The 12,065-nt window shown below is 63.8% G+C and carries 11 protein-coding genes; 3 read left to right on the top strand and 8 right to left on the bottom strand.

Annotation, left to right across the window (positions count from 1 at the left end; all coding sequences use genetic code 11):
* Nucleotides 1–37: 37 nt before the first annotated feature.
* The 5 genes from PCE31107_RS08465 to wrbA form a co-directional block, all read right to left on the bottom strand.
* On the bottom strand, nucleotides 38–1,600 hold the full coding sequence (locus tag PCE31107_RS08465) for an MFS transporter (RefSeq protein ID WP_150607752.1): 1,563 nt from the start codon (nucleotides 1,598–1,600) through the stop codon (nucleotides 38–40).
* A gap of 38 nt (nucleotides 1,601–1,638) precedes the next feature.
* A complete protein-coding gene (locus tag PCE31107_RS08470; RefSeq protein ID WP_150607754.1) occupies nucleotides 1,639–2,160 on the bottom strand; it encodes a MerR family transcriptional regulator in 522 nt (173 codons plus the stop codon).
* Between the two features lie 200 nt (nucleotides 2,161–2,360).
* Nucleotides 2,361–3,782: an FAD-binding oxidoreductase gene (locus PCE31107_RS08475; RefSeq protein ID WP_150607756.1), complete on the bottom strand. Its 1,422-nt coding sequence runs from the start codon at nucleotides 3,780–3,782 to the stop codon at nucleotides 2,361–2,363.
* Nucleotides 3,783–3,849: 67 nt separating this feature from the next.
* Nucleotides 3,850–4,233, bottom strand: coding sequence for a DUF2069 domain-containing protein (locus tag PCE31107_RS08480; protein ID WP_150608427.1), 384 nt, complete (start codon nucleotides 4,231–4,233; stop codon nucleotides 3,850–3,852).
* Nucleotides 4,234–4,395: 162 nt separating this feature from the next.
* Entirely contained in the window at nucleotides 4,396–4,983 is a 588-nt protein-coding gene (gene wrbA / locus PCE31107_RS08485; RefSeq protein WP_130026278.1) for an NAD(P)H:quinone oxidoreductase, read from the bottom strand.
* A 371-nt stretch (nucleotides 4,984–5,354) separates the two neighbouring features.
* Between wrbA and PCE31107_RS08490 the strand changes: the two genes are divergently transcribed.
* Nucleotides 5,355–6,671 carry a YihY family inner membrane protein gene (locus tag PCE31107_RS08490; protein WP_130026277.1) on the top strand — a complete coding sequence of 439 codons (1,317 nt, stop codon included), beginning with the start codon at nucleotides 5,355–5,357 and terminating at the stop codon, nucleotides 6,669–6,671.
* On the opposite strand, the gene PCE31107_RS08495 is transcribed toward PCE31107_RS08490, so the two are convergent.
* From PCE31107_RS08495 to PCE31107_RS08505, 3 genes are read right to left on the bottom strand one after another with little or no spacing between them, the layout of a single operon-like run.
* On the bottom strand, nucleotides 6,661–6,984 hold the full coding sequence (locus PCE31107_RS08495) for an Mpo1-like protein (RefSeq protein WP_130026276.1): 324 nt from the start codon (nucleotides 6,982–6,984) through the stop codon (nucleotides 6,661–6,663). The genes PCE31107_RS08490 and PCE31107_RS08495 overlap by 11 nt on opposite strands.
* Before the next feature lie 38 nt (nucleotides 6,985–7,022).
* Nucleotides 7,023–7,832 carry an alpha/beta fold hydrolase gene (locus tag PCE31107_RS08500; RefSeq protein WP_150607758.1) on the bottom strand — a complete coding sequence of 270 codons (810 nt, stop codon included), beginning with the start codon at nucleotides 7,830–7,832 and terminating at the stop codon, nucleotides 7,023–7,025.
* Complete coding sequence (locus PCE31107_RS08505; RefSeq protein WP_150607760.1) at nucleotides 7,829–9,136, bottom strand: O-acetylhomoserine aminocarboxypropyltransferase; 1,308 nt, start codon at nucleotides 9,134–9,136, stop codon at nucleotides 7,829–7,831. The genes PCE31107_RS08500 and PCE31107_RS08505 overlap by 4 nt, the downstream gene beginning before the upstream one ends.
* Nucleotides 9,137–9,547: 411 nt before the next feature.
* On the opposite strand from PCE31107_RS08505, the gene PCE31107_RS08510 reads away from it, so the two are divergent.
* The gene (locus PCE31107_RS08510; protein WP_130026274.1) at nucleotides 9,548–10,003 is read left to right on the top strand and encodes a CBS domain-containing protein; all 456 of its coding nucleotides are present in this window, start codon (nucleotides 9,548–9,550) and stop codon (nucleotides 10,001–10,003) included.
* Nucleotides 10,000–11,919, top strand: coding sequence for an MFS transporter (locus tag PCE31107_RS08515; protein ID WP_150607761.1), 1,920 nt, complete (start codon nucleotides 10,000–10,002; stop codon nucleotides 11,917–11,919). Before PCE31107_RS08510 ends, PCE31107_RS08515 begins: the two co-directional genes overlap by 4 nt.
* The last annotated feature ends 146 nt before the right edge of the window (nucleotides 11,920–12,065 follow it).

Consider the following 12,065-nt stretch of genomic DNA (forward strand, 5'->3'; position numbering starts at 1 on the left):
GCGTACGGTACCGTCGCACACCGACGACGCATCGATTCTAATTTAGCTGCTTTTGGGCGGCCGCAAAGATGGCGCCGCACAGCGCGACGATGGCGATGAAGTGGAAGCCGTCGATGAACGTCAGGAATGACGCTTGGCGCTGAATCATCCGGGCAATTTGCGCTAGCGCGGCGCCGTGGGCCTGCGAGGCGGCTACCCCAGCACGCGTGAAGCCATCGGCGAGCGCATCGAGAGTCTGCGTGAATCGCGGGTTGAACGGATTGGCGACTTCGGTCAGGCGAGTGCGGTGCAGCGCTTCACGGTGCTGTTCGAACGCGACAATCGTGGAGACGGCGAACGAGCCGGAGAGCTGGCGCAGGATGTTCTTGAGCCGGTAGCCATGCACGAAGCTCTCATGATCGAAAGTACGGAAGGTCAGATTGGCCACGGGCAGCACGGTAAAGATGCCGAACACGGCCTTGAGGGCTAGCACGCCATACAGTTGCGACTGGCCCGCATCGGGTGGCATGGCGGCGAGCCACAGGCTGGTGGCGATCGTCATCACGAACCCGCTCACGATCAGTAATTTCTTGTGTGTAATGAATTTCGCGACGCGAAAGTACGCCAATAGCAAGCCTACGGTGAGCAGCGCCGAATAGCCGAGCAATTGCCCAGTTCGCTCGACCGTGAAGCCCAGCCCTTGCTCGAGCATGCGCGGCATGAGGTAGCTCTGCGTGTTCGCCAGGTAGTAGTACGCCGCGTACAGCAACAGTCCGACCTGAAACTCCCGTCGACGAAGCGATTGCAGGCGAATGAAGGGCGCCGGATGTTGCCACTGGTGATAGCCGAACCACACGAGCGAGCCCACGCCGGCGACGGTCAGCAACGGCAACCATGGGGTTTGCAGCCACAGCGTGTAGCGCATTTCCTGCAGCACGACTTGAAGCGCGCCCATCGCCAATGCGAAGGCCATGAAGGGCACGAACGGATAGCGGCTATCGGTGGCGCGTTCGCGCAGGCGGCCGACGTCGGGTACCGAGAACCAGGCGAGTCCCGCGAGCAGCACGGCGGGCGGCGCAGTGCACAGGAACAGCGTACGCCACGTGTATTCGGAAACGAGCAGCCCGCCGATCAGTGGCGCAGCGGCCGAGCCGGTGAAGAGCAGCAGCGCGAACGTCTGCACCGTTTTGCCGCGGCGCTGTGCCGGCACGCTCACTTGCGCCAGGATGCGGCACGAACTCATCCAACTGCCCGCGCAAAAACCCTGACAGGCCCGCGCGATCACGAGCTGGGTCACGCTTTCGCTGGTGCCCGCGAACAGCGCGCCGCACGCGTAGAGCAGCAGGGACGCTGTCAAATAGCGACGATAGCCGATGCGCTCGACGAACCATTGCTGCTTGAGGATCGCCAGGACCGAGGCAATGCCGTACGCCGTCGTCATCCATACGAACTCTTTGGGGGAGGCGTCGACACCGCCGGAGATGTACACGGCGAAGTAGACGAGCAGTGCGTTCTCGAAGAATTCGAGCCCCGGGATAAGGCCAAGCGCGTAGCGGTAGGCTTCGCCGCGCATCGGTCGCCGCGGGGCGTCGGGGCCGGTCGGCGGGGCGGCGGATGTCATGGCAGGCGACGGGGAGCGAAGTCCAATGTCGGGCGCGGTCAGTGCGAACGAGGCTTGCGGTGTTTTGCCGCACGTTCTGCCAGCAGTTCGTCGGCGGGCACACCACGAAGGCGCTGTTCGATGTACTGGAGGTCATGGGCGATCTGCGTTTCGAGCGTCTCCGCCTCACGCAATTCGCGGCGCACTTGTGCCGTGCGCTCGCGCAATGTGTCCAACTGGGCGTGCAGGGCGTCGCGCACGACTTGCAGGTCCTCCTCGTTCATGCGGGATTTGCCGGATTCGACCAGGCGCATCGGGCGTTTGAGCATCTCCGTGATCGCGGCCACCGAAAAGCCGAGCGAGCGCATACGCAGAATGCGGCCAAATGTCGCGAGATCCGACGCGGTGTACATGCGATAACGTCCACCGCTACGGGCAGGCACGACGAGGTTCAGTTCCTCGTAATACTTCAACGTCCGGGCTGTCACGCCAAGCGCGGCGGCGGCTTGGCCGACGCTCAGCAGGTGAGCATCGTCAGACGGCGTGTCCGTGGTTGGCGAGGGCGTGAGATCTGTGGGCATCCGATTGCCTCCGATCAGAAGATGAGCAACATGCTAGCACAACATGTACGTGAACGTATAGGTTTTGGTGGTGGGCAAGAAGGTGCGAGCGCCCGGGCGAGGAGGTAACGCAGACGCAAACATGGATCGCCCCGGCTGGCATCGACGCGTGGGCGCCCGTGCTGGCCGGGGCGGGCCGAAGGGGGGCGCGGCGGCGGCGCTCAGTCGGGCAGCACTTTGCCCGGATTCATCAGCCCAAGTGGGTCGAAGGCCGTCTTCAGTGTGCGCATCAGCGCGAGTTCCACCGGCGACTTGTAATGCGCCGAAGCCTCTCGTTTGAGTTGCCCAAGGCCATGCTCTGCACTGATGCTGCCGTGATGGGCATGCACGCTGTCATGCACGGCGGCGGTGACCGCCGTCTGATGCCGATGAAGGAATTGGGCGGGATCGACGCCTTCGGGTGCCATCACGTTGTAGTGCAGATTCCCGTCGCCCAGATGGCCGAAGGTGACCATGCGGGCGCCAGGCGCCACACGCTGCACGATCGGATCGGTGGCTTTGAGAAACGCGGGCACCCGGGACACCGGCACGGCGATGTCGTGCTTGATATTGAGCCCGGTAGCCGACTGGGCCAACGGAATGCTTTCGCGCAAGTGCCAGAGCGCACTCGATTGCGCCAGGCTGTTCGCGACAATGGCGTCGTGCACGATACCCTGATCGACGGCCGCGTTCAGCAAGCGCTCCAGCAGATCGCGCGCGTGCGCTTCACTCTCGTTGTCCGAGAGTTCAAGCAGCACGGTCTGGGCATGAGGTTGCGTGAACGGATAACGCTGCTGCGGGAAAACTTGCGCCACGAGTTGGAGGCAGAAGTGGGACATCAACTCGAAGCCCGTGAGCAGTGGACCTGCCATGCGTTGCGCCAGATTCAGCAGGGCCAGGGCCTGTGTCGGGCTGTCGAGCGCGGCGAGCGCCGTCATGCGCGCGACGGGTTGTGCAAAGAGCTTGAGCGTTGCTGCGGTAATCAGTCCGAGCGTGCCTTCCGCGCCGATAAATAAATCGCGCAGGTCGTAGCCGGTGTTGTCCTTGCGTAGCCCACGCAACCCCTCCCACAACTCACCCTGAGGGGTGACCACCTCGAGGCCGAGGCACAGTTCGCGTGTGTTGCCATAACGCAAGACGGCGGTGCCGCCGGCATTCGTCGCGAGATTGCCGCCGATCGTGCAACTGCCCTCGGCGGCCAGGCTCAGCGGGAAGAGGCGCCCCGCGCTGGCGGCCGCTGCCTGCACGTTCGCCAGCAGACAGCCGGCCTCGGCGGTCAGGGTCATGTTCTCGACATCCACCTGTCGGATGCGATCCAGACGGCGCAAGCTGATGAGCACCTGACGCCCGCTCGTGTCGGGTGTCGCGCCGCCGGCGAGGCCCGTGTTGCCGCCTTGCGGCACCATCGGCACGCCGTGTCGGACACACAGGCGCACGAGGGCGGCGACCTGTGCGGCGTCGGCGGGGCGAAGCACGGCGAGGGCGCGTCCGGTATAGCGTTTGCGTTGATCCGTGAGGTAGGCGCCCGTGTCGGCGGCCTCGAGCAGAACGTGGTCACGGCCCAGCAGGTCACGGCATGCGGTGAGGAAGGAGGAGTCGTTCATGTCAGGGGGAGCGTCTCACGATTCGCGCGATCCAAGGGGGGGTAACGCTGAGTCTCGAGGGCAGGCGCTAACGCGCGGCTGCGGCGCGGGCTTTCGCGGCGCGCTTGTAGGGCCGCAGATAAAAGATCGTCGAGAAGAAGAAGACGACGGACAGTGCCGTCTCGATCCACGCGAGCGAGGCCGATGCCCCCGTGTCCGTCATGCCGCGCACGACGCCTTCGGCAAGAAACAGCAGGATGAACATGCTGGACCACTGCAGCGTATACAGGTTGCCGCGCAGCACGCCGCGCAGCGGCAGCAGCAACAGCAACGCCTTGAGAACCAGCCACGATCCACCGGGGCGCAGCGGCGCGAGCCATAACTCCCAGGCGAGCGACAGTGCAATCAACGCCAGCAGGCTCATCACACTGATCAGGCGCAGCCCACGAGCCCCGCCGGAGGCGGCGGGCATCGGCGGTGGCGTGCGTGGGGGCTGCGCGTGCGCACGCCGGGTATCGGTGTTTTGGGGCATGTCGGGCGGTGTAGCGGTCATGGGCTTGTCGTGAGGGCCGGCGTTACTGCGGGAGAGCCAATCGCCGCGCGCCGCGGACGGCGTGTTGCGCGGCGCAAACCCTCATTCTGCCAGCTTGTGCGCGGCGCGGGCGAGTCGCGCGCCGAGCGCCGACGCCAACTGACGCTCGTCGGCCGAGAGCGGATTACCGTCATGCGCGAAATGGGTGGCGCCGTAGGGCGAGCCGCCGGTGCGTGTGCTGGAGAGCGCGGGTTCGGAATAGGGCAGCCCCATCAGCAACATGCCGTGGTGCAGCAACGGGATCATCATCGACAGCAGCGTGCTTTCCTGGCCGCCGTGCAGGCTGGCGCTCGACGTGAACACGCAGCCCGGTTTCCCGGCAAGGGCGCCCGAGAGCCACTGCGGCGTGGTGCCGTCGAGAAAGTATTTCAGCGCGGACGCCATGTTGCCGAAGCGGGTCGGCGACCCGAGCGCGAGTCCCGCGCATTCTTCCAGATCGCGCAATTCGACGTAAGGTGGGCCGCTGTCGGGAATGTCCGGTGCGCTCGCTTCACATACCGTGGAAACGGCGGGGACGGTGCGCACGCGCGCCTGCGCGCCGGGCACGCTGTCGATACCGGCTGCGATGCATTGGGCGAGTTGTGCCGTGGTGCCGTGGCGGCTGTAGTACAGGACGAGGATTTCAGTCATGAAGTCGAATCGGCGGGTCGGTGGTGGCGGGCAGATCGATGTCGGGGCGTCGACACGAGGTAGCGAGATCAAGCGGTCTGGCTGCGCGTCGTGTGGTTGCAGGTCGACCCGTATGACGGGAACACCGGCGTGAGACGTAAGGCGGAAAACCTGCCCGAGCCTTGGGCCTTGGGTGAAAGCCGGGTGAAAAAGGAACGAAAAAGGAACGAAAAAGGAACGAAAAAGGAACAAAAAAGGAACGGAAAAGTGCGGGTATTATAGGGCGTTCCTATTGGCGTAACGGCTTAACCGCTTAACCGCGAGGCCCCGTAACGGCTCGCGTGGGATGAACGGTTGCCAGCCGCGCCAGCCCTTCCCCTTAGGAGCCCGATTTGCTCAGACTGTCCCGCATCAACTGGAACAACGTTCGCCAACTGCTGAGATACGCGCTTGCGCGGGCGCAGGACGACCGGATTCCGCAGGTGGCGGCGAGCCTGACGTTTACCTCGATCCTGTCGATCGTGCCGCTGTTCGCGGTGACATTCGCGTTGTTCACCGCCTTTCCGATTTTCAATACGTTTCGCGACGCCTTGCAGGGCTTCCTGATCGAGCACCTGATGCCCGAGAGCGTCAATGCCCAGATTTTCAATTACCTGAACCAATTCGCATCGAAGGCGAAAGGCCTGACGGCGTTCGGTTTGATCGGCTTGCTGGTGACGGCCGTGCTCACGTTAATGACGATCGAGTCGGCGTTCAACGTGATCTGGCGTGTGCGACGTCCGCGACCGATCGCACAGCGTCTGCTGATTTACTGGAGTCTGCTCACGCTTGGGCCGCTGTTGATCGGTGTGAGTCTGTCAATCAGTTCGTACGTCTTCACGCAATCGATGTCGCTGGTAAGCACGCTGCCGCCCGTGGTCACCTCGTTGCTCAGCCTGATTCCGCCGGCGCTGACCAGCGTGGTGTTCATGCTGATGTATCTCTACATGCCGAATTGCAAGGTGGACTGGCGCGACGCGCTGGTTGGCGGTGTCGTGGCGGCGCTGGCGTTCGACCTGACCAAGCGAGGCTTCGGCATGTACATCCGGCAGTTTCCGACCTATACGGCCGTATATGGCGCATTCGCGGCGGTGCCGATCTTCTTGCTCTGGATCTACCTGTCGTGGCTGGTGGCGCTGATCGGCGCGACGATCACGTCGGTCTTGCCCGCGCTGCGTCTCGGGCATTTCCAATACCCCCGCTTTCCGGGGAGTGATCTGCTCGACGGCCTGACGCTGATCCACTTGCTCAATCTGGACCGGGAAGCCGGCGGTAGCGGTCGCACGATGGCGCAACTGGCGAGTACGATGCGCACGAGCCTCGATCATGCCGGTGACCTGCTCGCTCGGCTTGAGCGCATGGGTTGGGTCGGACGGCTGACAATGCAGCCACCGGTGGAGCGTTGGCTGCTGCTCGCTAACCCGCGTACGACGACCCTGGCGCCACTGGTCGCGCAACTGGCCCTCAACGTTGACGAGCTGGCGCGGCAAATGGAGCGTCACGCGCTCGATGGCGCGCATGTTGCCGACATTCTGCGCGAAGGGAAATGGGACGTGCCCCTGGCCGACGCGCTACCGCGCGATGTCGCGCCGGACGACGGCGGTGGCGACGCGTCGTGTCTTGACGTGGATCACAAGGGTCACGAGCCCAAAGCAGGCGCTAGAGCTTGATGCGGCCGAGACAGATATCCCGAAACATGACCCAGTCGCCCATCAGGCTGTAGATCGGATGGCGGAAGGTGGCGGGCCGGTTCTTCTCGAAAAAGAAATGGCCGACCCACGCGAACGCATAACCACAGACGATTGCTGCGAGCAGCCACCATGGGTTGCCTGTCAGGGCAAGCGCCGCCAGAAAGGCGATCACGCCCCACGAGCCGACGAAATGCAGACGGCGGCAGACGGCGTTGCGGTGCTCGCCGAGATAGAAGGGGTAAAAGTCCGCAAACCGGTGAAACGCCGGCGACTCATCGTGCCCAGGGGTCATGGCAAACCTCCTGCATTGGGAAGTTGATGCGTTCAGTCTCACATGAATTGCACAAGCGCATCGAGCAGCGCGTCGGGCTGCTCCGTCATGATCGCGTGGCCGGCATTGACGACCTTGACCGAAACGGGGGCACCGGCGTCGCGCAACGCATCGAGCAGGGCTTGCGCTGCGCGGGGCGGCGTCATCTGATCGCGTTGCCCCAACACGGCGAGTACCGGACATCGAACCTGCGAAGCCGCCGCCATCCCCCGATCGTAGCGATTGCACGCCTCGAAGTCGGTAAGAAACACCTTGGCGGGATTGCGTTGCGACACGCGCTCCATCAAGCGTTGATTGATGCCCCATGTCCAGAAACCCGGGCCGGGCGCCGAGGGCTTGGCGGCCAGCGTGCTGTGCGACCAGGCGTTGACGAGGGCGATCGCCTCCGGCTCACGTTCGGCGGCAGCTTCGAGGAGCACGTCGGAGACTTTCATTGGGTAAGCGGTGCCCACCAGGGCGATACGGGACACCCGCTCGGGATAGCGGGCGGCGGCGTCCAGCGCAATCAGCGACCCCATGCTGTGCCCGACCCAGGTCGCGTTTCCGATGCCGGCGGCATCGAGCACGGCGACCACGCGATCAGCCATCGCTTCAATGGTCGTCAACGGGGCGCCCGTGCTGCGGTGATGTCCGGGCAGATCGAGCGCGAGTACGTTCGTGCCGTGATGGGCGAGGTACCGGCTCTGTAACCCCCACACGCTGTGATCGTGCTGTGCGCCATGCAGGAAGACGACTGTCGGCAGCGCGGGATCCATCGATTTGCCGGCGGTGTAGGCATAGACGTTGTTGCCGTTGATGTCGAACTTCATCGTGCTTGTCCCTTGGCTGTGGATTTGACTGCCGCCTTCAGGCCGCGTTTGAGATCCTGGATCAGGTCGTCCGGGTCTTCCAGGCCGATCGACAGGCGTACGGTGCCCTCTCCGATACCGGCTGCCGCGAGCGCCGCGGCGTCCATGCGGAAATGCGTGGTGGAGGCAGGGTGAATGACCAGGGAGCGTGCGTCGCCGACATTGGCCAGATGCGAGAAGAGCTGCAGCGATTCGATGAAACGACGCCCGGCCTCCCGGTCGCCCTTCAGATTGAAGCTGAAGACGGCACCCGCGCCGCGCGGGAGCAGTCGCTTGGCCAGTGCGTAGTCGGGATGCGACGCCAGTTCCGGATAGGCGACGCTTGCCACCGCCTCGTGCTCCGCCAGGAACGCCACCACCCGACGTGCGTTGTCGACGTGCCGCGCCATGCGAAGTGGCAGCGTTTCGAGGCCTTGCAGCAGTTGCCATGCCGCCTGCGGATGCAGGCATGCGCCAAAGTCGCGCAAGCCCTCGCGTCGCGCGCGCAACAGGAATGGCGCGACCGAGCTTTCCTCGGCGAAGACCATGCCGTGGAAGCCGTCGTACGGCTCAGTCAGTTCGGGAAATTTGCCGCTTCGCTCGTAGTCGAACGTGCCCCCGTCGATCAGAATGCCGCCGATGGTCGTGCCATGTCCTCCGAGGAACTTGGTGGCCGAGTGATAGACGATATCGGCGCCATGATCGAACGGCTGGATGAGCCACGGTGTGGTGAACGTGCTGTCCACCATCAGGGGCACGCCCGCGTCATGAGCGATCTCGGCGACCTGGGCGATGTCGAGGACGTCGAGTCCCGGATTGCCGAGCGTTTCGCCAAAGAACAGCCGGGTTTCGGGGCGCACGGCGGCGCGCCAGCCGTTCAGGTCGCCAGGACGCACGAAGGTGGTCTCGATGCCGAAGCGGCGCAGCGTGTAATGCAGCAGATTGTGCGAACCGCCGTACAGCGCGCTGGACGCCACGATGTGCGAACCCGCGCCCATCAGGGTAGCGATGGCCAGGTGCAGCGCGGCCTGGCCGCTTGCCGTGGAAATGGCGCCGACGCCGTTTTCCAGTGCGGCCATGCGCTCTTCGAAGACGGCATTGGTCGGGTTGGAGATGCGCGAATAGACATGGCCGGCGCGTTCCATGTTGAAAAGCGCGGCTGCCTGATCGGCATCGGAGAAGACAAACGACGTGGTCTGGTAGATCGGCGTGGCGCGCGCCCCGGTGGCGGGGTCGGGGGCGGCCCCGGCGTGCAGGGCAAGCGTGTCGAAGTGCGGGACTGACATGTCGGAGAGGGCCTCTCGGTTGGCTTGACGTTGAGTGGGCGGCGATTTGGCGCTGGCGTGTGATGCGGACATCACGTATGCGGCAATCCTAGCACCACCGCCATGCATCTCGACAGGCGCTGCCGCCCCCATTGGCAAAATGCCGGTGCTGTCCGATGTCTGAGGTGCGGCGATGCCCGATCGATCCCCGGAATCGGCCGAAAACCCTCGTCGCACGGACATTGGCGCGTCTTGTTCCTTTCCTTTTCAGACGCTTTCCGATAGCATCTTTCGAACATGATCCAATCACAATAACGAGGGGACAGCGGCGCGCGCGCCGGCGATCCGTCTCGAACGCCGAAGTCTGGCAAATGCGTCCGGTGGCATCGTCCTGCCGCGGTTGCCCGAGCATCTCAACGAGGAGTGTGTGCCATGCGTGTGTCTGACATCCTGAAAGTAAAGGGCAACACCCTTTTCACCGTGACCCCGGAGACGTTGCTGGCCCAAGCCGTCGACACGATGGCGGAGCACGACATTGGTTCGCTCGTCGTGATGGAGTTCGGCGATCTCGTGGGGATGCTCACGTTCCGCGAAATCATCAATACGATCAGCGAGAACGGCGGTACGGTCGGCAGTTCCACAATTCGCAAAGTCATGGACGACCATCCGCTCACCTGCACGCCGGAGACGGATGTCGACGAAGTCCGGCGCATGATGCTTGAGCGTCACGCCCGATATTTGCCGGTCATGGACAATCGCACGCTCATGGGCGTGATTTCCTTCTACGATGTGGCGCGTGCCGTCGTCGAGGAGCAATCCTTTGAAAATCGCATGCTCAAGGCCTACATTCGCGACTGGCCGGCCGAGGAAGCGGAAAACACCAAGTGAGTGAGGCCAGCCAGCGCGGGGCACGCGGCGAGGGCCACCAATCACGACTGTTGAAAGAGCGGCGCTTTGCGCCGTTCTTCTGGACCCAGTTTCTGGGTGCGATGAACGACAACGTGTTCAAAATCGCATTCACGTCGCTCGTCACCTATCACGCATCGCTTTTTCAGAACGTCGACGGCAAGACGGCAGCATTCCTAATCTCGGCCATCTTCATCGCGCCGTTCCTGTTGTTTTCCGCGACCAGCGGGCAAATTGCCGATAAGTGGGACAAGGCGCGCCTGATCCGTTTCGTCAAAATGCTGGAGATCGCGATCATGGCGCTCGGCGCGGCCGGCTTTCTCTGGGCGAGCGCGCCGCTGCTGTTCGTGTGCACCTTCCTGATGGGGCTTCACTCCACGCTCTTTGGGCCGGTCAAGTACGCTTATCTGCCTCAGCACCTGGCCACGCGCGAACTGGTGGGGGGAAACGGTCTGGTCGAAATGGGCACGTTCGTGGCCATCCTGATCGGCACGATTGTCGGCGGCGAACTGGCTGGCGCCGGGGCGGGCTCGCTGCCGTGGATCGGCGGCGTTTGCCTGGGACTGGCCTTGTTGGGCCGGCTGGTGTCGACGTGGGTGCCGCAAACGCCCGCGGCGCAGCCGGATCTGCGCATCAATTGGAATCCGTTGACCGAGACGTGGAGAAATCTGTGCATCGCGCGTAAGGACCGCGCGGTCTTCCAGAGTCTGCTCGGTATCTCGTGGCTTTGGTTTCTTGGGGCTACCTTTCTCGCGTCGTTTTTCAATTTCGCGCATGACGTGCTCGGCGCCGGTCCGGGTGTCGTCACGCTGCTGCTGGCCATGTTCTCCCTGGGCATCGGGATTGGGTCGCTGTTGTGCGAGCGGCTTTCGGGCGGCAAGGTGGAAATCGGACTCGTGCCGTTCGGCTCGATCGGCATGACGGTGTTCGCGGTCGATCTTTATTTTGCGAGTCGGGGCGGCGCTCACGGCGCGGCCTTGCAGACGGTGGCGCAGTTCGCTTCACAACCGGCCCATTGGCGCGTGCTGGCGGACCTGTTCCTGCTGGCGATGTTCGGCGGCTTCTACAGCGTGCCGTTGTACGCGTTGATCCAGAGCCGTAGCGCACCGTCGCATCGCGCACGCATCATCGCCGCGAACAACATCCTCAACGCGTTGTTCATGGTCGTGTCGGCCCTCATGGCGATGGCGCTCACGAAAGTCGGGTTCACCATCGACCAGTTGTATCTCGTTACCGGCATTCTCAACGCGCTGGTGGCCGTCTATCTATACCTGCGACTCCCGGAATTCCTGATTCGCTTCGCGATGTGGCTGCTGTTGCACACCCTCTATCGGATCGACGTCAAAGGGGCGGATCAGATTCCGGACGACGGGCCATGCCTGCTGGTCTGCAACCACGTCAGCTTTGCCGATGCCGTGGTGATTGGGGCGTCGATCCGGCGTCCGGTTCGCTTTGTGATGGACCACCACATTTTCCGCATCCCGGTGCTGTCGTGGTTCTTCCGTACGGTCGGCGCCATTCCCATTGCCCCGGCACGCGAAGATGCAGCCGCGCTCGACCGTGCCTACCAGTTGATCGCAGACGCGCTGGCGGCGGGCGACGTCGTTTGCCTCTTTCCTGAGGGTAAGCTCACGGCATCCGGCGAGCTGCAGGTCTTCCGTCAGGGGGTGCAGCACATCGTCGAGCGCACGCCCGTGCCGGTAGTGCCGATGGCGCTTCGCGGGCTGTGGGGAAGTTTCTTTTCGCGACATGGTGGCGCGGCAATGTCACGGCCGTTCAAGCGTGGCATTCTGAACCGGCTCGAGCTTGTCATCGGGGCGCCGGTGTCGCCTGCGCAGGCAACGCCGGAAACCCTGCGCGACAAGGTGCTCAAGCTGCGCGGCCCCTGGCCGGTGTGAAGGGCGTCTCAACGTGAATCGCGGCCGTGGCTCGGAAGTCTCCGACGCCACGCCCAAAAAGCGCCCAAAATGCCGCCGGCCGGTCGTTTAGCGTCATCGACCGTCGCACAGGGCGGCGCGGTGTGGCGGGATCGCTGGCATAATAG

Source organism: Pandoraea cepalis, from assembly GCF_902459625.1.
GTDB lineage: Bacteria > Pseudomonadota > Gammaproteobacteria > Burkholderiales > Burkholderiaceae > Pandoraea > Pandoraea cepalis.

Coding starts and splice junctions, on each gene's coding strand:
- PCE31107_RS08505 (WP_150607760.1), bottom strand. CDS start 9,136: ATGTCAGTCCCGCACTTCGACACGCTTGCCCTGCACGCCGGGGCCGCC.
- PCE31107_RS08475 (WP_150607756.1), bottom strand. CDS start 3,782: ATGAACGACTCCTCCTTCCTCACCGCATGCCGTGACCTGCTGGGCCGT.
- PCE31107_RS08500 (WP_150607758.1), bottom strand. CDS start 7,832: ATGAAGTTCGACATCAACGGCAACAACGTCTATGCCTACACCGCCGGC.
- PCE31107_RS08480 (WP_150608427.1), bottom strand. CDS start 4,233: ATGCCCGCCGCCTCCGGCGGGGCTCGTGGGCTGCGCCTGATCAGTGTG.
- PCE31107_RS08470 (WP_150607754.1), bottom strand. CDS start 2,160: ATGCCCACAGATCTCACGCCCTCGCCAACCACGGACACGCCGTCTGAC.
- PCE31107_RS08465 (WP_150607752.1), bottom strand. CDS start 1,600: ATGACATCCGCCGCCCCGCCGACCGGCCCCGACGCCCCGCGGCGACCG.
- wrbA (WP_130026278.1), bottom strand. CDS start 4,983: ATGACTGAAATCCTCGTCCTGTACTACAGCCGCCACGGCACCACGGCA.
- PCE31107_RS08495 (WP_130026276.1), bottom strand. CDS start 6,984: ATGACCCCTGGGCACGATGAGTCGCCGGCGTTTCACCGGTTTGCGGAC.
- PCE31107_RS08510 (WP_130026274.1), top strand. CDS start 9,548: ATGCGTGTGTCTGACATCCTGAAAGTAAAGGGCAACACCCTTTTCACC.